This window comes from Rhizobium herbae, from assembly GCF_019511375.1.
GTDB lineage: Bacteria > Pseudomonadota > Alphaproteobacteria > Rhizobiales > Rhizobiaceae > Pararhizobium > Pararhizobium herbae_A.
The window spans coordinates 172,977-193,770 of sequence record NZ_JAEUAO010000002.1 but is presented as its reverse complement, the minus strand read 5'-3'; the positions used below and the strand labels follow the sequence as shown (position 1 = coordinate 193,770).

The 20,794-nt window shown below is 63.5% G+C and carries 19 protein-coding genes, 1 tRNA gene and 1 other RNA gene; 15 read left to right on the top strand and 6 right to left on the bottom strand.

Annotation, left to right across the window (positions count from 1 at the left end; all coding sequences use genetic code 11):
* Positions 1-11: 11 nt before the first annotated feature.
* Together JNB71_RS08125 and JNB71_RS08120 are read left to right on the top strand one after the other, a co-directional pair.
* Positions 12-866, top strand: coding sequence for a prephenate dehydratase (locus JNB71_RS08125; protein ID WP_220372209.1), 855 nt, complete (start codon positions 12-14; stop codon positions 864-866).
* Positions 867-1,061: 195 nt separating this feature from the next.
* The gene (locus tag JNB71_RS08120; protein WP_220371340.1) at positions 1,062-2,132 is read left to right on the top strand and encodes a porin; all 1,071 of its coding nucleotides are present in this window, start codon (positions 1,062-1,064) and stop codon (positions 2,130-2,132) included.
* Positions 2,133-2,190: 58 nt separating this feature from the next.
* Here the strand turns inward: JNB71_RS08120 and nudC are convergent, their stop codons facing one another.
* Together nudC and JNB71_RS08110 are read right to left on the bottom strand one after the other, a co-directional pair.
* Positions 2,191-3,165: an NAD(+) diphosphatase gene (gene nudC, locus JNB71_RS08115; RefSeq protein ID WP_220371339.1), complete on the bottom strand. Its 975-nt coding sequence runs from the start codon at positions 3,163-3,165 to the stop codon at positions 2,191-2,193.
* A gap of 2 nt (positions 3,166-3,167) precedes the next feature.
* Entirely contained in the window at positions 3,168-3,572 is a 405-nt protein-coding gene (locus JNB71_RS08110; protein WP_220371338.1) for an HIT domain-containing protein, read from the bottom strand.
* Between the two features lie 102 nt (positions 3,573-3,674).
* Between JNB71_RS08110 and ffs the strand changes: the two genes are divergently transcribed.
* The 3 genes from ffs (at position 3,675) to JNB71_RS08095 (ending at position 6,058) form a co-directional block, all read left to right on the top strand.
* An RNA gene (gene ffs / locus JNB71_RS08105) (signal recognition particle sRNA small type) lies at positions 3,675-3,772 on the top strand.
* A 49-nt stretch (positions 3,773-3,821) separates the two neighbouring features.
* Positions 3,822-5,696 (top strand): DNA polymerase III subunit gamma/tau, encoded by a 1,875-nt coding sequence (locus tag JNB71_RS08100; RefSeq protein WP_220371337.1) that lies wholly within the window; start codon positions 3,822-3,824, stop codon positions 5,694-5,696.
* A gap of 38 nt (positions 5,697-5,734) precedes the next feature.
* Positions 5,735-6,058: a YbaB/EbfC family nucleoid-associated protein gene (locus tag JNB71_RS08095; protein WP_026202966.1), complete on the top strand. Its 324-nt coding sequence runs from the start codon at positions 5,735-5,737 to the stop codon at positions 6,056-6,058.
* Between the two features lie 139 nt (positions 6,059-6,197).
* On the opposite strand, the gene JNB71_RS08090 is transcribed toward JNB71_RS08095, so the two are convergent.
* Positions 6,198-6,812, bottom strand: a complete 615-nt coding sequence (locus tag JNB71_RS08090; RefSeq protein WP_220371336.1) for an MOSC domain-containing protein — start codon at positions 6,810-6,812, stop codon at positions 6,198-6,200.
* A gap of 59 nt (positions 6,813-6,871) precedes the next feature.
* Here JNB71_RS08090 and recR point away from each other — a divergent pair, with 59 nt between their 5' ends.
* On the top strand, positions 6,872-7,477 hold the full coding sequence (gene recR / locus JNB71_RS08085; RefSeq protein WP_112846534.1) for a recombination mediator RecR: 606 nt from the start codon (positions 6,872-6,874) through the stop codon (positions 7,475-7,477).
* 203 nt (positions 7,478-7,680) lie between these two features.
* Complete coding sequence (locus JNB71_RS08080; protein ID WP_220371335.1) at positions 7,681-8,934, top strand: lytic murein transglycosylase; 1,254 nt, start codon at positions 7,681-7,683, stop codon at positions 8,932-8,934.
* Positions 8,935-8,953: 19 nt separating this feature from the next.
* Here JNB71_RS08080 and JNB71_RS08075 read toward each other — a convergent pair whose 3' ends face one another.
* Positions 8,954-10,582 carry an MFS transporter gene (locus JNB71_RS08075; protein WP_220371334.1) on the bottom strand — a complete coding sequence of 543 codons (1,629 nt, stop codon included), beginning with the start codon at positions 10,580-10,582 and terminating at the stop codon, positions 8,954-8,956.
* Positions 10,583-10,839: 257 nt separating this feature from the next.
* Here JNB71_RS08075 and rimP point away from each other — a divergent pair, with 257 nt between their 5' ends.
* The 4 genes from rimP to infB all read left to right on the top strand — a co-directional run bounded on the left by rimP (position 10,840) and on the right by infB (position 16,643).
* Positions 10,840-11,472 carry a ribosome maturation factor RimP gene (rimP, locus tag JNB71_RS08070; protein WP_220371333.1) on the top strand — a complete coding sequence of 211 codons (633 nt, stop codon included), beginning with the start codon at positions 10,840-10,842 and terminating at the stop codon, positions 11,470-11,472.
* Between the two features lie 57 nt (positions 11,473-11,529).
* On the top strand, positions 11,530-13,137 hold the full coding sequence (nusA, locus tag JNB71_RS08065) for a transcription termination factor NusA (RefSeq protein ID WP_220371332.1): 1,608 nt from the start codon (positions 11,530-11,532) through the stop codon (positions 13,135-13,137).
* A 32-nt stretch (positions 13,138-13,169) separates the two neighbouring features.
* Positions 13,170-13,853, top strand: a complete 684-nt coding sequence (locus JNB71_RS08060; protein WP_220371331.1) for an RNA-binding protein — start codon at positions 13,170-13,172, stop codon at positions 13,851-13,853.
* 105 nt (positions 13,854-13,958) lie between these two features.
* Positions 13,959-16,643: a translation initiation factor IF-2 gene (gene infB / locus JNB71_RS08055; RefSeq protein ID WP_220371330.1), complete on the top strand. Its 2,685-nt coding sequence runs from the start codon at positions 13,959-13,961 to the stop codon at positions 16,641-16,643.
* 175 nt (positions 16,644-16,818) lie between these two features.
* On the opposite strand, the gene JNB71_RS08050 is transcribed toward infB, so the two are convergent.
* Entirely contained in the window at positions 16,819-17,268 is a 450-nt protein-coding gene (locus tag JNB71_RS08050) for a DoxX family protein (protein ID WP_220371329.1), read from the bottom strand.
* A gap of 188 nt (positions 17,269-17,456) precedes the next feature.
* On the opposite strand from JNB71_RS08050, the gene JNB71_RS08045 reads away from it, so the two are divergent.
* Both JNB71_RS08045 and JNB71_RS08040 read left to right on the top strand, forming a co-directional pair.
* Positions 17,457-17,738 carry a SelT/SelW/SelH family protein gene (locus JNB71_RS08045; protein ID WP_220371328.1) on the top strand — a complete coding sequence of 94 codons (282 nt, stop codon included), beginning with the start codon at positions 17,457-17,459 and terminating at the stop codon, positions 17,736-17,738.
* 4 nt (positions 17,739-17,742) lie between these two features.
* Positions 17,743-18,180: a YqaA family protein gene (locus JNB71_RS08040; RefSeq protein WP_223215804.1), complete on the top strand. Its 438-nt coding sequence runs from the start codon at positions 17,743-17,745 to the stop codon at positions 18,178-18,180.
* A gap of 51 nt (positions 18,181-18,231) precedes the next feature.
* On the opposite strand, the gene JNB71_RS08035 is transcribed toward JNB71_RS08040, so the two are convergent.
* Positions 18,232-18,660: a BA14K family protein gene (locus JNB71_RS08035; RefSeq protein WP_220371327.1), complete on the bottom strand. Its 429-nt coding sequence runs from the start codon at positions 18,658-18,660 to the stop codon at positions 18,232-18,234.
* 212 nt (positions 18,661-18,872) lie between these two features.
* Between JNB71_RS08035 and JNB71_RS08030 the strand changes: the two genes are divergently transcribed.
* Entirely contained in the window at positions 18,873-20,300 is a 1,428-nt protein-coding gene (locus tag JNB71_RS08030) for a phosphomannomutase (RefSeq protein ID WP_220371326.1), read from the top strand.
* A 148-nt stretch (positions 20,301-20,448) separates the two neighbouring features.
* Positions 20,449-20,535: transfer RNA gene (locus JNB71_RS08025), tRNA-Leu, on the top strand.
* Positions 20,536-20,794 lie beyond the last annotated feature (259 nt).

Here is a 20,794-nt window from a genome sequence, read left to right as displayed (position 1 = left end):
TTGGAACCATGATGATCACCAAGACCAACCGCATCTCGTTCCAGGGCGACTACGGCGCCAACTCCGACATGGCCTGCCGCGACATGTTCCCGGACATGGAACCGCTGCCCTGCCAGACCTTCGAGGACGCGTTCCTGGCAGTCGAGAACGGCGAGGCGGATCTTGCGATGATCCCGATCGAAAATACGATCGCCGGCCGCGTCGCCGACATTCATCACCTGCTGCCCGAATCACGGTTGCATATCGTCGGAGAATATTTCATGCCGATCCGCTTCCAGCTGATGGTGCTGCCAGGCGTGTCGCGCGACGAAATCCGCACCGTGCACAGTCATATCCATGCGCTCGGTCAGTGCCGCATGATCGTCCGCGCCAACGGCTGGAAGCCGGTGGTGGCCGGCGATACAGCGGGCGCTGCCAAGCTGGTGGCGGAACGCGGCGACCGGTCGATGGCAGCCCTTGCGCCGAGGCTCGCCGCCGACCTCTACAAGCTCGAGATCATCGCGGAAAACGTCGAGGACACGGAAAACAACGTCACGCGATTCGTCGTCCTCGCGCGCGACGCAAAGGAGATCAAGCGGCAGTCGGAAAAGGACGTCATCGTCACGACCTTCGTCTTCAACGTCCGCAACATTCCCGCATCGCTCTACAAGGCGCTCGGTGGTTTCGCCACCAACGGCATCAACATGACCAAGCTCGAAAGCTACCAGCTCGGCGGCAAGTTCATCGCCACCCAGTTCTACGCAGATATCGAAGGGCATCCGGACGATCCGCACGTGCGCCAGGCCCTGGATGAACTGCGGTATTTTTCCGAGAAGGTCCGCATTCTCGGCTCCTATGCCGCCCATCCGATGCGGCTCGTCCTGTAGGAACGCTTGCGTCCGATTTAAAGGGCCAAAACTGACGGCTATCCCTTGTGGCCGGAAGACGGTTATTTTGCGCAGCACCCTCAGCGGTTGGTTCGACGCAGAATGCTTGTATTGCTTCGCCGATGCGCCATCATCGTATCCAGCAACACTTCATGCGCATGCCGCCCGCACGGCATGCGCCACAAAGGTTAGCCTATGACACTCAAACTCCTCCTCCTCGGCTCGGCGGCTGCATTGTCGGTCGTGACGGGTGCGCGCGCAGCAGATGCGATCGTTGCTGCAGAACCCGAACCCCTCGAATATGTACGCGTTTGCGATGCTTTCGGTGCTGGCTTCTTCTATATCCCCGGTACGGAAACATGCCTGAAGATCAGCGGCTATGTGCGATCCGAATCGAGCTTCGGCGACGACCCCTATAGCGGCGAGGATATCGGCTGGGACGGTTTTGCTCGCGGCACCATCCGGCTCGATGCCCGCAACGATACGGAATACGGCACCCTAAGTTCCTTTATCGAGCTGCGCAGCCAGGCGTCCGCCGATGACGAGGCGACCTATATCAACAGCGCCTATATCGAGCTGGCCGGCTTTCGCGCAGGCTATGACGATTCGCGGTTCGACACCTGGCTGAACTCGGCCGGCAACATCATCAACGACGATGTCATCGACTATACCGGCGATCGCACCAACCAGGTGAGCTATGTCTATGAAGCCGGAAACGGCTTTTCCGCCCTGATCGGCCTCGAAGAGGGCTCCGGTGACTACGACACCGGCTTTGCTCCCGTCCCGACCGCTTCGTACAGCGGTGGTGACGCCCCACATATCATCGGCGGCGTGAAATATGAGCAGGAGTGGGGCGGCATCGCGGCCGTTGGCGGCTATGACACCTACGCCGATGCCTTCGGGGCCAAGGTCCGCGTCGACGTCGAGTTCAACGATGCGTTCTCGGTCTTCGTCATGGGCGGCTATCAGTCGGATTGGGACAACGACAATGGCCCCGGCGGCAGCCGTCAGCTGAACTATTATGGCCCATGGTTCGGCGACTGGGCCGCCTGGGGCGGCTTCTCCGCGACGCTCAGCGACAAGGCGTCCTTGAACGGCCAGCTCGCCTATGAGGAGGATGGAACGCTCGCGGCCGCGTTGAACGTCGAATACGCGGTGGTTCCGGGCCTCATGGTGCAGCCGGAACTCAACTACACCGACTTCGGCGGCGAGCGCGGCAGCGGCGAGGCCTTCGGCGGCATCCTGCGCGTCCAGCGGAATTTCTAAACGGGAAACGGCCCGGAAAGAGAGATCGGCGTCCGCCTCCAGCGGGCGCCGATTGTCCTTATCGCAGCCAGTCCAGCCAGTCGCGCATCAGTTGATGAGCGATGGCGCCCTTCGGCGGCGGGCCGAGTTCGCCGTCAGCCAGCGCCACGCCGGTGTTGCGTGCCAGCATGGCAGCCGTTTCCTCGCGGCTGAACCAGCGGCAATCCTCGAGCTCCTGCTCGTCGCGATGGATATTGCGGGACTGGGCTTCGGCATAGCAGCCGATCATCAGCGTGTGCGGCATCGGCCAAGGCTGCGAGGCATGGTAGCGGACGCGGCCGACGCGGATGCCGGATTCCTCGTGGGTTTCCCGCCGCACCGCATTCTCGATCGTTTCGCCCGGCTCGACGAAGCCCGCGAGACAGGAATACATGCCTTCCGGAAAATGCGGGCTGCGGCCGAGCAGGCAGAGATCGCGCTCGACGTCGATGGTCAGCATGATGACGACCGGATCGGTGCGCGGGAAAGCCATGTGGCCGCAGGCGGTACAGACGCGGCGGTAACCGCCGGCCTTGCTTTCCATCGCCGAGCCGCACTTGCCGCAGAAACGGTTGGCCGCATTCCAGCTGATCAGGCTCGAGGCCTGCGCGAACTGGCCGAGCAGCTCGTCGGGCAGCATCTGCTGGCGATAAAGCGTGCGGCCGTCAGCAAGCTTGAAGGGCTCCGGCAGCGTTTCCTCCGTCAGGCCGACCGGAACGGCGAGCCGCGGCTCGCCGTTGGCGAGGAAACCGAGCAGGATGGCGTCGTCGAGTTCCGGCTCGAGCCCCGCCAGTTCATAGGGCGCAAACAGCGGATCGATGATTTTCTCATCGTGCTTGACGACGAGCTTGCCGCCGGAAAAGGCGAAGACATGCGCCCCCTCCCTGCGGAAGGCGGCTTCGACGCAATCGTCCGGTCGATGTTCGGATTGCCGGTCCAGGTGATTCTCGGCGAAGGCAACGAGCGTGCTCGGCTCGGGGTGCGGGCTGTGCAGTTCGAAGATCGATTTCGTCATGATCAGAGATTTTCCAGTATCCGTGCTGCCAATGCCTTGCGCTCGTCATCGCCCCAGGGTTCGGCCGTGCCGAAACCCCAGACCGGCCCCGGCCAGTTGGCATCGCCCTCGCTGCGGGCAATGACATGGACGTGGAGCTGGCGGACGATATTGCCAAGCGCGCCGACGTTGATCTTCGTCGCGCCCGTTGCCTTTTTCAATGCCGAAGCGACCATGTTGGTCTCGAAAGTCAACATCGCCTGGTCGAGCGGCGTCAGGTCGAAGATTTCCGACACGCCGTCGCGCTGCGGAACGAGCACCATCCAGGGCCAGCGGCGGTCGTTGTTGATGCGAAGCTGGCAAAGACCGAGCGTGGCGATCAGCAAGCCGTCGCGTTCAAGGCGTTCATCGATATCGAAGGCAGGCAAGCGGGTCTCCCGGATCAGTGATTTTCCTTTGTTTGCACAAAGATAGCAGTTTTTTGAAGGCGTGGCTTGCATTTGGTTTCGATATTGCCGATATGAGAGCCGGGAGGTTGGTGGTGGACGAGCCACTCGCCAACCGGGTCAGGTCCGGAAGGAAGCAGCCCCAACGAGCCACGGCACGGGTCATCGTGCCAGCCTCCCACCTTTTTCTTCCGTCCTGTCTGGACAGACTTGTAGCCAACGGCAGGGGCGATGAGCGAAGATACGTTGATCCCGACATCTGAAAAGCCCGCCGCCTACCGGGTTCTCGCGCGCAAATACCGCCCCAAGGATTTCTCCGACCTGATGGTCGGCCAGGAACCGATGGTGCGCACCCTCACCAACGCCTTCGAGACCGGCCGCATCGCCCAGGCCTATATGCTGACCGGCGTTCGCGGCGTCGGCAAGACGACGACGGCCCGCATCCTGGCCCGCGCGCTGAACTACAAGACGAGCGAAATCGACAAGCCGACCATCGACCTGCGCATCCCCGGCGAACATTGCCAGGCGATCATGGAAGGCCGCCATGTCGACGTGATCGAGATGGACGCCGCCTCCCATACGGGTATCGACGATATCCGCGAGATCATCGAGCAGGTGCGCTATCGGCCGGTTTCCGCGCGCTACAAGGTCTATATCATCGACGAAGTGCACATGCTCTCGACCCAGGCCTTCAACGGCCTGCTGAAGACGCTCGAAGAGCCGCCGGAGCATGTGAAGTTCATCTTCGCCACCACCGAAATCCGCAAGGTGCCGATCACCGTGCTGTCGCGCTGCCAGCGCTTCGACCTGCGCCGCATCGGCGCGTCGGATCTCGTCGGCCTGTTCACCACCATTCTCGGCAAGGAAGGCATCTCGGCCGATCCGGATGCGCTGGCGATGATCGCCCGTGCGGCCGAAGGCTCGGCGCGCGACGGCCTGTCGCTGCTCGACCAGGCGATCGCCCATGGCGGCGGCGTGGTCGAGGTCGAGGCGGTGCGCTCGATGCTCGGGCTTGCCGACCGCGCCCGCATCGTCGACCTGTTCCAGCATATCGTCAAAGGCGATGTCGCAGCCGCGCTCGAGGAGTTCAACAGGCAGTACGAGGCCGGCGCCAGCCCATCCGTGGTGCTGACCGACCTTGCCGACTTCACCCATCTCGTTACCCGGCTGAAATATGTGCCGGATGCCGCGAGCGACCAGTCGCTGAGCGAGATCGAGCGCACCCGCGGCGCCGAATTCTCGTCAGGCATCGCCGTGACGACGCTGTCGCGCATCTGGCAGATGCTCTTGAAGGGCATTCCCGAAACGGAAAGCTCGTCGCGTCCGGCCGGTGCCGCCGAAATGGTGTTGATCCGCCTTGCCCACGCCGCCCACCTGCCCTCGCCGGAAGACGCCGCCCGCCGGCTGCTCGAACTGTCGGGCGGAGAAGCCGCCCGCCCGCCCGCAGCGCCGAACGGCGGCAGTGGCGGTGGTGCCCAGGCTTCCGCGGCTGCCGCCGTTCAGGCAAGGGGGAGCGACATGGTTCCCGCGCAACGGACGACCGGAAATGGCGCGACCATGCTGCGCGCCGTGCCGAGCATTGAACCGCAACCGGACCTGCCGGTCGGCAAGACGGAAGCCAAGCCGGTCGAAGTCCCGGCGGCAAAAGCGGAACCGAAGGTCGCCGTCAAATCGGCGAGCGACATTGCCGATCTCTGCGCCACAAACCGCGACATCAGGCTGAAGACGCTGGTGCGCAATTTCGTCCGTCTGGTCAATCTGGAGCCCGGACGGCTGGAGATCAACCTGCCGGACGATGCGCCGAAGACGCTGGTTGCCGAGCTGCAGAAAAAGCTGGAGGACTGGACGGGCATCCGCTGGATGGTGATCCTCAGCCGCGAGCCCGGACAGCCGACGCTTGTGGAGGCCGAAGCGGCCACCAAGGAGCGCCAGTTCAACGACGCCCGGCAGGATCCGGACGTCGCCGCCATCATCGCACGGTTTCCAGGCGCGAAGATCGCCGACGTCAGGATAAAGGGGCCGGAACCCGAGGAAGAGCCGCAGGCCGTGGCCGCCGCCGAATCCGCGGAAGGCGATATCCTTCCCGGCGACGATATCGAGCACTAGGTTTATACGTTTACACGAGACAGGAAGAGGACATGGCGATGCGCGACATCATGGGCATGATGGGCAAGGTCAAGGAAATGCAGGCCAAGATGGAAAAGATGCAGGAAGAGATTTCTGCGCTCGAAGTCGACGGCTCCTCCGGCGGCGGTCTGGTCACCGTGCGCATGGACGGCAAGGGCAACCTGAAAGGCATCAAGATCGACCCGTCGCTGTTCAAGGAAGACGATGTCGAGATCCTCGAAGACCTGATCGTCGCTGCCCACAAGGACGGCAAGGACAAGGCCGAGGCGATCACCGCCGAAAAGACCCGCGCGCTCACCGCCGGCCTGCCGATCCCGCCCGGCATGAAACTGCCGTTCTAGAGCAATTCCAGCAAAAGTGCGTAGCGGTTTTGCGTCCGGACTTGCGTATTTTCGCGATTCGAAGAAAACCGGAAAAGCTGTAAGCCGCACGACGACACAGGCGAGTGGCCACCAGAAGCGGTCGCAGGATTGCGGACGCTTATGCGCGGCTGATCTCGGCACGCAGTTTGTGGTGGATCGGCGCGGCGAGATAGCGGTCGCGATCCTTCTCAGAGAGATTCCTGCCGAAGGTTTCAAGCAATTCCGGCATCCAAACCGGCAGCCCGGAATAGGCGCGATAGGTGACGGCATCGCCGGCCTGAACCACGCCATCCCTGAGCACGCGGCAATAGAAGCCCGGCCGTCCGGCGGCGAGAAAGCGCTTCGGGAAGGCCGGATCCTCCATTCGTGCCGCGAGCGTGGCGCAGGGGATGCGCGCCGAGGTGACTTCGAGCTCGATCCTGTCGGTTGCGAACCGGTCGCCGACCGCGATCGTGCGGCTGTCGGCTCCTTCGATCACCAGATTTTCCCCGAACGTGCCCGGCTCCAGCCGGCGCCCCAGTTCCTTGGACCACCAGTCGAGGTCGATCGAACCGAGGGCATAGACCGCCTGATCGACCCCGCCATGATGCTTGCGATTGCAGATCCTGTCGCCGATCAGCCCCTCGCGATCGACCATCACGCCGGCTTCGACCGGATGTTTGAAGATGCCCGTCCGGTAGGACTTTCCCGGCAGGATTTCGGCGCTGCCGGTACAGACGGCCAGGATTTTCATGGGTGATCCTCTCGTTTTAAGCGATTCCGTTCCCCCGAGATATGGAGTAGAACCGCCGCATGGCAAAGCGAGTCACCGGCCCCGAAATCGAAAAACTCATTCAGCTTCTGGCGAAGGTGCCCGGGCTCGGGCCGCGCTCGGCCCGGCGGGCAGCCCTTCATCTCGTCAAGAAGAAGGACCAGCTGCTCGGCCCGCTCGCCGACGCGATGGGCGACGCCTACGCCAAGGTCCGGATCTGCTCGTGCTGCGGCAATGTCGATACCAGCGACCCCTGCAGCGTCTGCACTGACGACCGGCGCGACAATTCCGTCATCATCGTCGTCGAGGACGTCTCCGACCTCTGGGCGCTGGAGCGGGCAAGCGCGATGAACACCGCCTATCATGTGCTCGGCGGCACGCTCTCGCCGCTCGACGGCGTCGGCCCCGACGACCTCAACATCAAGGGCCTGATCGAGCGCGTCTCGAAGGGCGGCGTGCGCGAACTGATCATCGCGGTCAATGCCACCGTCGAGGGCCAGACAACGGCGCACTACATCACCGACCAGCTCGACGGGCTTGACGTCAAGATCACCCGCCTCGCCCATGGCGTGCCCGTCGGCGGCGAGCTGGACTATCTGGACGAAGGCACGCTGACGGCGGCATTGCGGGCGAGGACGGTGATTTGAGCTTTTCGGAAATTCTAGGCGATCTACGCGGATTCCTGGGGGCTTTGTGGGATGCCCCCCTCTGTCGGCTTCGCCGACATCTCCCCCTCAAGGGGGGAGATCGTTCCTTTCCAGCGCCGGCCTCGTACGAACTCGCTCGTTCCAGGGCAGTTAAAGAGCGCGGCAGTATCCAGTCCCCCCCCTTGAGGGGGAGATGTCACGCAGTGACAGAGGGGGGTAAGCCTCGGCGTACACTAAGTCTTTTGCTTGCTATCCTCCTCATTCCCCTGCCCGCCCTCGCCGCCTCGAAAGCCGAGACTGAGGCGCAGTTCCGCCAGTGGCTGCAGACCGATCTCTGGCCGGAAGCGCAGAAGGCCGGCATTTCGGAAAAATCCTTCAACGCTGCCTTTGCCGGCGTCAAGCTCAACTGGGACCTGCCGGACCTCGTGCCGCCGGGTACCAAACCGCCGAGCGAGCAGAAGCAGAGCCAGGCGGAATTCTCCTCGCCGGGCGCGTATTTCTCCGAGGAGCGGCTGCAGGGACTGGCCGCAACCGGCCGCAGCCTTGCCAAGACCCATGCCGCAACGCTCAAGCGGGTCGAGAAGACCTATGGCGTGCCGGGTCCGGTCGTGCTCGCCATCTGGGGACGCGAATCCGGCTTCGGCCGCGCGAAGATTCCGCATCCGATCATCGATGTGCTGGCGACCAAGGCCTTCATGTCAACGCGCGGCGATCTCTTCCGCCGCGAACTGATCGCCGCCCTGCATATTCTCGACAGCGGCGACGTGCGCGAGGCGGAGATGAAGGGCTCCTGGGCCGGCGCCATGGGCCAACCGCAGTTTCTGCCGACGAGCTTCCTGAAATATGCCGTCGACTTCGACGGCGACGGACGCCGCGACATCTGGAACTCGGTGCCGGACGTGCTCGGCTCGATCGCTCATTACATGGCTGAAAAGGGCTGGCAGCGCGGCCGCGACTGGGGCTTCGAGGTCAGCATTCCCGCCAAGGTCTCCTGCGCCCAGGAAGGGCCCGACCTTGCCAAGCCGATATCGCAATGGGCTTCGACCGGCATCGAGCGCGTGTCGGGAAAGGCATTTCCGGCGGGCGAAGCCAAGGCCAGCGGCATGATGCTGGTGCCGGCCGGACGCCACGGGCCGGAATTCATCGTCACGCCGAACTTCTACGTGATCAAGGAATACAACAACTCCGACCTCTATGCGCTGTTCATTGGCAACCTCGCCGACCGGATTTCGTCCGGCGGCGGCGCCTTCAAGGGCCAGTTCGGCGACGTCGGCAAGATGCTGCGCTCGGATGTCTTGAAGATGCAGAAGAACCTGCAGGCGCAGGGCTACGATATCGGCAAGGCCGACGGGCTGGCCGGCTACAAGACCCGCCGCTCGCTGGGGGACTGGCAGGCGAAGAACGGCCTGGCGCCGACCTGTTTTCCGGATGCGGGGCTGAAGGCCAGGCTGCGCTAAGAAGCCGCAATACCATAGCTCAGTGCATGTCCATCTGCTGCTTGTAGCGCTCGTAGTCATAGGGAAGGATGGTCTGGCGCTCGATCATCCGGTGCACGCGCGGCGGCGTCTCGCCGCGATGCAGTTCAAGCAGCCGATCGCCGATTTCCGCGTCGGCCTGCGTCCGGCGCTGGTTGTGGCGGACATATTCCACCCAGGTCGGGACGTGATAGGTCTCGGTCCACACCGTCGGGTTTTCCAGGTCGCGCATCAGTCCCCATTGCCCGGCGCCATCACGGATGCGGATGCGGCGGCGTTCGGCCATTGCCGTCAGGAAGGCCGGCACGTCGTCGTCGGCGATGTCGTAGTCGATCATCACCACGATCGGTCCGCTGCGCGGCTTGAGGTCAAGCTTCAGGAGCGGTTCTGAAAAGCGGTTGAGCGGATCGAGGTTGAGCGACTGGAATTCCGGCAAGGGCAATCTGAGCCCGATGGCGGCGCCGACGACCATCAGAGCGGCCGAAGCGATCAGCGCATTGGCCGGGCCATAGGTCTCGGCCGCCTGCCCCCACAGCCAGCTGCCCGCGGCAATCCCGCCGAAAGTGGTGGTCTGGTAGAGCGACAAGGCCCTGCCGACCACCCAGCGCGGAGTGGAGAGTTGCACTGTCGTGTTGAACAGCGACAGGGCCAGCACCCAGCCGGCGCCGGAGAGAAGAAGCGCAAGGCTGGTCAGCCAGCCATGCGAGCTGGACGCGGTGACGAGCGCGCTGACGGCGAAACCGGCAAAGGCGATGCGCACGATCCACTCGCTCGACAGATGCTCGCGCAGCCGGGCGCTCAATAGCGCCCCGCCGATGGCGCCGAGGCCGAAGGCCCCGAGCATGATGCCGTAGGTGAGCGGCCCGCCGGCAACGAGATCGCGGGCAACCAGCGGCAGCAGCGCAAGGATGGCGCTGGCCGACAGGCCGAAGACGAAGCCGCGGAACAGCACCTTTCCGATATTGGGGGACATGGCGACATAGCGCAGGCCGGCGGAAATCGCCCGGCCCATCGATTCGCGCGGCAGCGTCGAAAGCGTCACTTCCCGACGCCAGCGGATGAGCGCGAAGAGAAGCGCGAAATAGCTGAGCGTATTGGCGGCGAAGGCGGCGGCCGCGCCGGCCGCGGCGACGATGGCGCCGCCGATCGCCGGGCCGACCGAGCGGGTAATGTTGAAGCCCATGCTGTTCAGCGCCACGGCGGCTGGAAGGACGTCGCGCGGCACCATGTCACCGACCGACGCCTGCCAGGACGGATTGTTGAGCGCCGTGCCGCAGCCGATCAGGAAGGTGAAAAGCAGAAGCAGCCAGGGCGTGACGAGGCCGAAATAGGTGCAGACCGTCAGAAGCGCCGAGACGGCCAGCATGAAACACTGGGCGATCAGCATGATGCGGCGCCGGTCGAAATTGTCGGCGAGCGCGCCGGAGACGAGCGAGAACAGCATGATCGGCAGCGAGGTCGAGGCCTGCACCAGCGCCACCATGTTCACCGAATCCGAGATCGACGTCATCATCCAGGCGGCGCCGACGGCCTGGACGAGCCCGCCGAAGTTGGAGGCGAGGCTGGCCACCCAGATGACGCGAAACGTGTCGTGCCGGAAAGGCGCCAATGGCGATAGGCGATGCGGCAAGCTTTGTCCCCACCCGTTCAGTCTTTGATTGTCGTTATGATGGTCAATCTAGGCCAGATCATGCATCGGGCAAGCAAAAGTGCGGACTCAGGCAGGATTTAGCCACCTGGCTCCCGCATCGCCCGGCAAGCCACGGCATATCTTGCATTTGCGGATGATCAAGCGTATATGACGCTCAAATTCTTGATCGGTTGATGAAGAGTGGGCCCGTCAGGACCCGCTCTTTTTTATTAGCCGATGGTTTGGGAGAGCATCGTTTGTCCGACACGACAGCGACAGAAAACACGCAGGAACCGCGGCTGATCACCGAAACCGGGATCGACCGCCGCATCGCCGACATCATCGAGCCGGTGCTCGTTCCGATGGGATACCAGCTGGTGCGGGTTCGCCTGACCTCGCAGAACGGCGCGACACTGCAGATCATGGCCGAGCGCACCGACGGAACGATGACGGTCCAGGATTGCGAAGCCGTCTCGACGGCGATTTCGCCGGTTCTCGATGTGGAAGATCCGATCGACAAGGCGTATCATCTGGAAGTGTCCTCGCCCGGCATCGACCGACCGATGGTGCGCAAGTCGGATTTCAGCCGCTGGGCCGGCCATCTGATCAAATGCGAGACCTCGATCCTGGTCGATAATCGCAAGCGTTTTCGAGGCAAGATCGTTGCGGCCGACGATGAGGGTTTCACCATCGAGCGCGACCAGCCGGCTTATGGCGAGGAGCCGCGGGTCACCATCCCGTTCACGGCGCTGGCTGAAGGCAGGCTGATCCTGACGGACGACCTGATCCGCGATGCGCTAGCGGCAGACAAGAAGGCCAAGGCCGCCCAAGCCGCACATGGGATGGCGGCAAACGAAAACTTCGAAGACGAAGATTCGCCGATCGAATGAGTTTATGGCGCGGGACGCTTCAGGACGAAGCCCCGGCAATCAGACGGAGACTTGAAAATGGCAGTGAGTGCTAACCGGCTCGAACTTCTGCAGATCGCGGATGCCGTCGCGCGCGAAAAGGTGATCGACCGCGAGATCGTTCTGGCCGCCATGGCCGACGCGATCCAGAAGGCGGCACGCTCGCGCTATGGTTCGGAAAGCAATATCCGCGCCGACATCAATTCCAAGACCGGTGAAATCCGCCTTCAGCGCCTGCTCGAAGTGGTCGAGGCTGCCGAGGACTATTCCACGCAGATCCCGCTCGAACTGGCGCGTGACCGCAACCCGGACGCCAAGCTCGGCGACTTCATCGCCGATCCGCTGCCGCCAATGGATTTCGGCCGCATCGCCGCCCAGTCGGCCAAGCAGGTCATCGTCCAGAAGGTGCGCGAAGCCGAGCGAGACCGCCAGTACGACGAATTCAAGGATCGCATCGGCGAAATCGTCAACGGCACCGTCAAGCGAGTCGAATATGGCAACGTCATCGTCGACCTCGGCCGTGGCGAGGGCATCATCCGTCGTGACGAAATGATCCCGCGCGAGAACCTGCGCTACGGCGATCGCGTCCGCTCCTATGTCTATGACGTGCGTCGCGAACAGCGTGGCCCGCAGATCTTCCTGTCGCGCACCCATCCGCAGTTCATGGTGAAGCTGTTCACCATGGAAGTTCCGGAAATCTACGACGGCATCATCCAGATCCGCTCGGTTGCCCGCGACCCCGGCTCGCGCGCCAAGATCGCCGTGATCTCGAACGATAGTTCGATCGATCCGGTCGGCGCCTGCGTCGGTATGCGCGGTTCGCGCGTCCAGGCCGTCGTCGCCGAACTGCAGGGCGAAAAGATCGACATCATTCCGTGGTCCCAGGATCCGGCGTCGTTCATCGTCAACGCGCTGCAGCCGGCCGAAGTCGCCAAGGTCGTTCTCGACGAGGATGCCGAGCGCATCGAAGTCGTCGTGCCGGACGAGCAGCTGTCGCTCGCCATCGGCCGCCGCGGCCAGAACGTCCGCCTCGCCTCGCAGCTCACCGGCTGGGACATCGACATCATGACCGAAGCGGAAGAATCCGAACGTCGTCAGAAGGAATTCAACGAGCGCACCAACCTGTTCATGGAAGCGCTCGACGTCGACGAAATGGTCGGCCAGGTTCTGGCTTCGGAAGGCTTCGCCGCCGTCGAGGAACTGGCTTACGTGGAACTCGACGAAATCGCCTCGATCGACGGTTTCGATGAAGACACGGCAAACGAGCTGCAGACCCGCGCCCGCGAATATCTCGAGCGCCTGGAAGCGGAAATGGACGCCAAGCGCAAGGAACTCGGCGTCTCCGACGAGTTGCGCTCGATCGACGGCATGACCGGCCAGATGCTGGTGGCGCTCGGCGAAGACGGCATCAAGACGATGGAAGACTTCGCGGGCTGCGCCGCCGACGATCTCGTCGGCTGGTCCGAGCGCAAGGACGGCGAGACGAAGAAGTTCGACGGCCTGTTCTCCAAGCTCGAAGTCTCGCGCGTCGAAGCAGAGCGCATGGTGCTGCAGGCGCGCCTCGCGGCCGGCTGGATCACCGAAGAGGATCTGGCGCGCGAACAGGAAGCGCTCGAAGTCGTGGAAGGCGCTGAACAGGACGCCTGAAAAGGCGTTGCTGATCGTGATCCGGGCCGCTGATGCTGCTTGAAGACAAAGATCCCGCCGGGGACATCGAAGGTGAAGCAGTGAACGGCCGCATGTGCATCGTGACACGCCAGAGCGGGACGCCGGAAACGCTGATCCGCTTTGTCGCGGCCCCTGACGGCCGGGTCGTGCCGGACCTGAAGAAGCAGCTGCCGGGCCGCGGCTGCTGGGTCAGCGCCGACCGGGCCGTGCTCGAAAAGGCAATCGCCAAAAAGCTGTTCGCCCGCGCCCTGAAGGCCGATGTGACAGCCGGGCCGGAGCTCGCCGACGAGGTGGACCGGCTCTTGTCGATGCAGCTTGCCGGCATGATGAACATGGCCCGCAAGGCCGCACAGTTCATCAGCGGCGCCTCGAAGGTGGAACAGGCGGTGCGCGCCATGGCAGCGCTCGCCACGTTCCACGCGGTCGATGCGGCCGCAGACGGGGTGCGCAAGATCGACCAGGCCCGCAAGGCGATGAGCTTTGTTGCCGACGACGGACAGGAAATACCCTCCTTCCGCTTCTTCACCGAGGCGGAAATGGAGGGGCTTTTGGGTCAGAATGCTTTTATCCACGCTTGCGCGCTTGCAGGGCAGGCGGGTGAGGGTGTAGTGAAGCGCGCAAACATGCTCGCAAGGTACCGGGGAACCGTCCCGGTCCGAGCCGTTGGCGCCGACACTGGCTTGCCGACACAATGACGCGGGTCACCGGCGAAGGCCGGCCAAACTGCGATTGTACATATGAAATCGAACGACGGGGTCTGGTGATACGCATCCGGCCCTGATCTTAGGAAACGGAACGGAATGACCGACAACAACGACGACAAGACATTCGGCGGAGTGAAGAAGACGCTGACCCTGAAGCCCTCCGGGGTCAGTCAGGGAACTGTTCGGCAGGACATGGGTCGGGGCCGGACGAAGGCGGTCGTGGTCGAAACGCGCAAGCGGCGGCCGCATCGGCCGGAAGACGAAAAGCCGGTTGTTCCAATCACGACTCCGGCCGCTCGCGCGGCGGACCAACGGCCGACACCCGTTCAGCAGCCATCGCGTCCTGCGCCACAGGCCCAGCAGCCGCGCCAGGACAACCGCCAGCAGGACAGCAACCGGCCGCGCGTCGGCGTGGTGCTGAACCAGCTTTCGGCCGGTGAGATCGATGCGCGCCGCCGTGCGCTCGCAGAAGCGCAGGCCCGCGACGCCGAGGACGCCAAGCGCCGTGCCGCCGAAGAGGCGCTCCGCCAGGCCGAGGAAGCCGCCCGCCTGAAGCAGGAGCAGGAAGAAGCCGCCCGCCGCGCCGCGGAAGAGGCTGCCCGCTCGCCTGCCGAACGCGAAGCCGACCGGGTGGCAGCCGAGGCGGCAAAGGCCGCGGAAGCAGAAGCAGCCGCCGTCGAAGCCCGCAGGGCCGAGGACCGGGCACGCGCCCAGGCCGTCAAGCCCGCAACGACGCCGACAGTTACCCCGCCGGTCGGCCTGCGTGCCCGCAAGCCGGAAACCGAAGACGACGATACCCGCCCGAACCGCGGTGGTGCCGCCCCCGTGCGCGGCAAGGTCGTTCGTCCGGAACCGGCCAAGGTCCCGGCCCGCCCGAAGACCGAGGAAGAGCGCCGCAAGGGCAAGCTGACGCTGACCGCCGCTCTCGACGAAGACGGCAACGCGCGCGGCCGCTCGATGGCCGCGATGCGCCGCCGTCAGGAGAAGTTCCGCCGCAGCCAGATGCAGGAAACCCGCGAAAAGGTGATGCGCGAAGTGATTTTGCCGGAAACCATCACCATTCAGGAACTGTCGCAGCGCATGTCCGAACGGGCCGTCGACGTGATCAAGTACCTGATGAAGGAAGGCCAGATGATGAAGCCGGGCGACGTCATCGACGCCGACCTTGCCGAACTTATCGCCGGCGAATTCGGCCATACCGTCAAGCGCGTTTCGGAATCCGACGTCGAGGAAGGCATCTTCGATGCGGCCGATACCGGCGAAATGCTGCCGCGTCCGCCGATCGTCACCATCATGGGCCACGTCGACCACGGCAAGACTTCGCTGCTCGACGCCATCCGCCATGCCAACGTCGTGTCGGGTGAAGCCGGTGGCATCACCCAGCATATCGGCGCCTATCAGGTGGAGCAGAACGGCAGCAAGATCACCTTCATCGACACCCCCGGTCACGCCGCGTTCACCGCGATGCGTGCCCGTGGCGCGCAGGCGACCGACATCGCCGTGCTGGTTGTCGCAGCCGACGACAGCGTGATGCCTCAGACGATCGAATCCATCAACCACGCCAAGGCGGCCGGTGTGCCGATCATCGTGGCGATCAACAAGATCGACAAGCATGAGGCGAACCCGGACAAGGTCCGCCAGCAGCTCCTGCAGCACGAAGTCTTCGTCGAATCCATGGGCGGTGAAGTGCTCGACGTCGAGGTTTCGGCCAAGACGCACAAGAACCTCGACAAGCTGCTCGAAGCCATCCTGCTGCAGGCGGAAATCCTCGACCTGCGCGCCGATCCGAACCGGACTGCCGAAGGCACCGTCGTCGAAGCGCAGCTCGACCGCGGCCGCGGCTCGGTAGCGACCGTTCTCGTCCAGAAGGGCACGCTGAAGCCGGGCCAGATCATTGTCGCTGGCGACCAGTGGGGCCGCGTGCGCGCGCTCATCAACGACAAGGGCGAGCACGTCAAGGAGGCGCCGCCGTCGATGCCGGTCGAAATCCTCGGCCTTTCCGGCACGCCGCAGGCGGGCGACAAGTTCGCCGTCGTCGAGAACGAGAGCCGCGCCCGCGAAATCTCCGAATATCGCCAGCGTCTTGCCCGCGACAAGGCGGCTGCCCGCCAGTCCGGCCAGCGCGGCTCGCTCGAGCAGATGATGTCGCAGATGCAGGTCTCCGGCCTCAAGGAATTCCCGCTGGTCATCAAGGGCGACGTGCAAGGCTCGATCGAAGCCATTGCCGGCGCCCTCGAAAAGCTCGGCAACGACGAGGTGCGCGCCCGCATCGTGCATTCGGGCGCCGGCGCCATCACCGAGTCCGACATCTCGCTGGCGGAAGCCTCGAATGCCGCGATCATCGGCTTCAACGTCCGCGCCAATGCGCAGGCCCGCACGGCCGCCGAGCGCGCCGGCATCGAGATCCGCTACTACAACATCATCTACGACCTGACGGATGACGTTAAGGCGGCGATGTCGGGCCTGCTGTCGCCGGAGCGCCGCGAGACCTTCCTCGGCAATGCCGAGATCCTGGAGGTGTTCAACATCACCAAGGTGGGCAAGGTCGCCGGTTGCCGCGTCGTCGAAGGCAAGGTGGAGCGTGGCGCAGGCGTTCGCCTGGTGCGCGACAACGTCGTCATCCACGAAGGCAAGCTCAAGACGCTCAAGCGTTTCAAGGACGAAGTCTCCGAAGTGCCGATGGGCCAGGAATGCGGCATGGCCTTCGAGAACTACGAAGACATCCGCGCCGGAGACACGATCGAGTGCTTCCGCGTCGAGCACATCACCCGCACGCTGTAATGGCGTCCGGGCTGACATGACACTCTTCAGAATGGCGGCCTCGGCCGCCATTTTGCTGTGCGGCTGTAGCGGCGCAACAAAAAGGCCCGGAGAGCGGAAATGCCGCCGTCCGGGCCAACTCGGTCTTGGAGACTCGCGCGTCGAACAGGAGGCGCGAAGCTGCCGTCGAGGCCGATCAGATCTGCCGGCCGAGCTTCGCGTCCACCGACTGCGAATTCGAGCCGCGCACGGCGAAGAACAGGAAGATTGCCGCCCAGAGGATCGATTTTTCGGCGCCGCCGAGGCCTTCGCCTTGCACGATGCCGTGGAAATAGACGGTCACCAGCAGCACGATCATCGCCGCAAACGAGGCCGGCCGGGTAAACAGGCCGATCGCGACGAGAATGCCGCCGAAGAATTCGGTTGCAGCCAGAAGCGGCGACCAGAAGACGCCCGGATAGAATCCGAGGCCTTCCACCATGCCGACAGCGCCGAACGGATTGATGATCTTGCCGTAGCCATGGGTAACGAGAATCACGCCCGCGACGACGCGCAAAAGCGTTTCGGCCGTCGTATCGAATGGCAGGTAGAGCTTTTGCAGGGCAGGCAGCATGGCTGGCGGCCGATTTGATGAAATGTCAGTCATGTCGACTCCTCATGAATTTTCGCAACCCGACACTCTGTTGCTGCGGAAACTGCACCGATCAAGGGACGCCGGCCGGAAACCTGATAAACTTAGTTGACAATTTCGTGAGGCCTCGTGCCCTGACGCAATTGCGGCTTCGGCCGGCGGCCGCTAAGTTGCCGCCTCTGAACGCATCGACGGACCCCGACATGAGCGAAAAGCCCCGCATCACCATTCTCTATTGCACCCAATGCAACTGGCTGCTGCGCGCCGCCTGGATGGCGCAGGAACTGCTCTCCACCTTCGGCGACAGCCTCGGTGAAGTGGCGCTCATTCCCGGCACCGGTGGCAATTTCGAAATCCACGTCGGTGAGACACTGATCTGGGAACGCAAGCGCGACGGCGGCTTTCCGGGACCGAAGGATTTGAAGCAGCGGGTGCGCGACGTGATCGAACCGGAGCGCGACCTCGGCCATACGGACAGGTCCTGAGGTTTTGACGACAGGCCTGCTTTTCTCTGTCTTCGGTGCCGCCTTCCTCTCCGCGACGCTGCTGATGGGCGTGTCTGAGGCGGCGCTGGTTGTTGCGGCCGCGCAGCCGGACGCCCGGCTCTTCCCGCTCTTTCTTGCCGCGACAGCAGGCAATGTGCTCGGCGCCGCCGTCAACTTCGCGCTCGGGCGTTCACTGCTGCGCTTCGAGGATCGCCGCTGGTTTCCCGTCAGCCCGGCGAACCGGCGCAAGGCCGAGGCGCTCTTCGGCCGCTATGGGCGGCCCGTGCTGCTGTTTTCATGGCTGCCGGTGATCGGCGATCCGCTGACGCTTGCAGCCGGGCTCATGCGAACGCCCTTCGCCGTCTTTCTCGTCTATGTGACGATCGGCAAGGCGGCGCGCTATGCCGTGCTGCTCTGGCTCTGGAACGCCATAACCGGCTAGCCTTGGAAAAACGGCGGGGAGAGCCCCGCCGCCTGTCTGACGAGGGTGCACTCAGCGATAGGGCGAGTAACAGATCTTGTAGACGCCACCGTAGCTCAGGAACCGGTTGGTTGCCGGGTCGTACGAGCGATACCGCTGCAGGCACCAGTTCACATGGTCGCTATAACCACGGCGGACGTAGCGATCGCGGTAATAGGGCCGCGGGGTGACATAGACGTCGACATTGGGCCGGTAGTAAGGCCGGTAGTAAGGCCGGTACGGCCGGTAGTTGTAGGGCCGATAATAGCCGGGGTCGCCATAATAAGGCCGGTGGTCACGATAATATCCGCCATAGTCACGACGGTAGTACTGCACTTGCGTCGGTCGATCGATCCTCACCTCCGGAACCGCAAGCGGAATCGCTTGCGCGCAAGCCAAAGGTGTCACGATGGACGCGACGCTCACCGCGCAGCCAATAACGAAATTTTGGAATCCCGCCATTTGTTTCCTCATTTCTCCCAAAAGGGTTTGCTTCGGTTGGTGTCCCTGTTTCATATAACGGGCATTGTCCTTATTTTATTCGTGTTTCGCCCATTGTCCGACTGTAAATTCAGCATCTGTTGGCCTCCAACCCCTTCATGGTAGAATGGCCCAATTTTCCCGTTAGGTCACTCGCGCCGTTATCAAATCCTGTCAACCCGACGGAGAATGGATTGAGCTTGAAATTCGGAACCAGCGGCCTGCGCGGCCTCGCAATCGATCTGAACGGCCCACCTGCGGCCATCTACGCAACCGCGTTTGCGCGCTACCTTCTCTCGTCCGGCCGCGCCAAACCCGGCGATCCGATCCTTCTCGGCCGGGATTTTCGCGATTCGAGCCCGTCTATCTCCGCCATCTGCGCCGGTGCGCTTTCCCGCGCCGGCCTGACCGTGCTTGATTGCGGCACGGTGCCGACGCCGGCGTTGGCCCTTTACGGCTTGGAAAAGGGCGCCGCCGCGCTGATGATCACCGGCTCCCATATCCCAGCCGACCGCAACGGCATCAAATTCTACCGGCCGGACGGCGAGATCGACAAGGGTGATGAACAAGCGATCGGCGCCGAGGCAGCCGAGGTGCGGGCCTTTCCCGTCGATGCCACGCCGGGCAGCGCGCAAGACCATTCGCAGCAGGCGATAGACCTCTTTGTTGCCCGCAACGCCACCATCCTGCCTGCGGGCGCGCTACACGGCCTGAAGGTCGGCGTCTACCAGCACAGCACGGTCGCCCGCGACCTCTTTGTCGATGTCCTTTCCCGGTACGGCGCCGATGTCGTGCCGCTCGGCCGTTCCGAGACCTTCATCCCGGTCGATACCGAAGCCGTCTCTCCCGCGACGATCGACCTCCTCAAGACCTGGACTGCGCAGCATGGCCTCGATGCCATCGTTTCGGCCGACGGCGACGGTGACCGCCCGCTCGTCAGCGACGAAACCGGTCAGCCACTGCGCGGCGACCTCATCGGACTGATTGCCGCCCAGTTTGTCGGCGCGGCGGTCGCCGTCACGCCAGTCACCTCCAATTCGGGCCTCGAGCGTCAGCCGGGCATCTCCATCCTGCGGACCCGCGTCGGCTCTCCCTTCGTCATCGACGGCATGATGGAGGCCATTGCCCGGGGGCAGACGGGCGTCGCAGGCTTCGAAGCCAATGGCGGCACGCTGACCGCCACGGATTTCACGCTCAACGGCACCGTGTTCAAGGCGCTGCCGACGCGCGACAGTTTCCTGCCGGCACTGGCCGTGCTCTTCCGTGCCGCACATGCCGGCAAGACCCTCTCGGCGCTTGCCGCAACTTATGCCCTGCCGGTGGCGCTGAGCGACCGAATCGAGAATTTTCCACTCGAGACGAGCGGCGCGCTGATGGACTATCTGCGCGCCGGCGAAGACAATCTCGCACAATTCCTCGAGCCGATCGGCGCACCGGGCAGCGTCAGCGACATCGACGGATTGCGGGTCACGCTCACCGATGGCCGGGTCATCCACTTCCGTCCGTCCGGCAATGCGCCCGAGATGCGCTGCTACGTCGAGGCGGAAACCGCCGTGCAGGCTGAGGCGCTGCTAAAACAGGGCCTCGAGCGCATCCGCGCTTTCGCCCGGCAGCAGGGGTGACAGGGGCCATCAGCTTGGACAGGCAAATTCAATTCGGACAAAAATCCTTGTAATCCAAGCCTTTGTTCGACTTTTCAGCAGGGTTTTCAAGAAAACTTCAAAAACCCTGTTGACACCACAGCGCAGGCCCCTTACATGCCGGTCCGTCGCCCAGATGGCGGAATTGGTAGACGCGCCAGCTTCAGGTGCTGGTACTCGCAAGGGTGTGGAGGTTCGAGTCCTCTTCTGGGCACCAAATTCCAAAAAAGCTCTGCAATCCCAAAAGGATGCAGAGCTTTTTGCGTTTTGGCCAGCCATTGCGTTTGACAGGCCCTGAATCCCAACAATCTTCGTTTGCTCTGGCGATCACTCGCCCACCGCCAGAAGACCTCCGCCACGAACCGGGCGCTGTGCTTCCCCTCTTCACACACGGCGCAACATCGCCTTTTCGCCTCTCGGTCCGAGATTGCTTCGATCTGTGGCAACTTGGTTCAATTCATTCGATTGACTTAATC

What these genes read in the sequence shown, in the direction of transcription:
- JNB71_RS08125 (WP_220372209.1), top strand. Translation starts at nt 12, where the DNA reads ATGATCACCAAGACCAACCGCATCTCGTTCCAGGGCGACTACGGCGCC.
- JNB71_RS08120 (WP_220371340.1), top strand. Translation starts at nt 1,062, where the DNA reads ATGACACTCAAACTCCTCCTCCTCGGCTCGGCGGCTGCATTGTCGGTC.
- nudC (WP_220371339.1), bottom strand. Translation starts at nt 3,165, where the DNA reads ATGACGAAATCGATCTTCGAACTGCACAGCCCGCACCCCGAGCCGAGC.
- JNB71_RS08100 (WP_220371337.1), top strand. Translation starts at nt 3,822, where the DNA reads ATGAGCGAAGATACGTTGATCCCGACATCTGAAAAGCCCGCCGCCTAC.
- JNB71_RS08095 (WP_026202966.1), top strand. Translation starts at nt 5,735, where the DNA reads ATGCGCGACATCATGGGCATGATGGGCAAGGTCAAGGAAATGCAGGCC.
- JNB71_RS08090 (WP_220371336.1), bottom strand. Translation starts at nt 6,812, where the DNA reads ATGAAAATCCTGGCCGTCTGTACCGGCAGCGCCGAAATCCTGCCGGGA.
- recR (WP_112846534.1), top strand. Translation starts at nt 6,872, where the DNA reads ATGGCAAAGCGAGTCACCGGCCCCGAAATCGAAAAACTCATTCAGCTT.
- nusA (WP_220371332.1), top strand. Translation starts at nt 11,530, where the DNA reads ATGGCAGTGAGTGCTAACCGGCTCGAACTTCTGCAGATCGCGGATGCC.
- JNB71_RS08060 (WP_220371331.1), top strand. Translation starts at nt 13,170, where the DNA reads ATGCTGCTTGAAGACAAAGATCCCGCCGGGGACATCGAAGGTGAAGCA.
- infB (WP_220371330.1), top strand. Translation starts at nt 13,959, where the DNA reads ATGACCGACAACAACGACGACAAGACATTCGGCGGAGTGAAGAAGACG.
- JNB71_RS08050 (WP_220371329.1), bottom strand. Translation starts at nt 17,268, where the DNA reads ATGACTGACATTTCATCAAATCGGCCGCCAGCCATGCTGCCTGCCCTG.
- JNB71_RS08045 (WP_220371328.1), top strand. Translation starts at nt 17,457, where the DNA reads ATGAGCGAAAAGCCCCGCATCACCATTCTCTATTGCACCCAATGCAAC.
- JNB71_RS08035 (WP_220371327.1), bottom strand. Translation starts at nt 18,660, where the DNA reads ATGGCGGGATTCCAAAATTTCGTTATTGGCTGCGCGGTGAGCGTCGCG.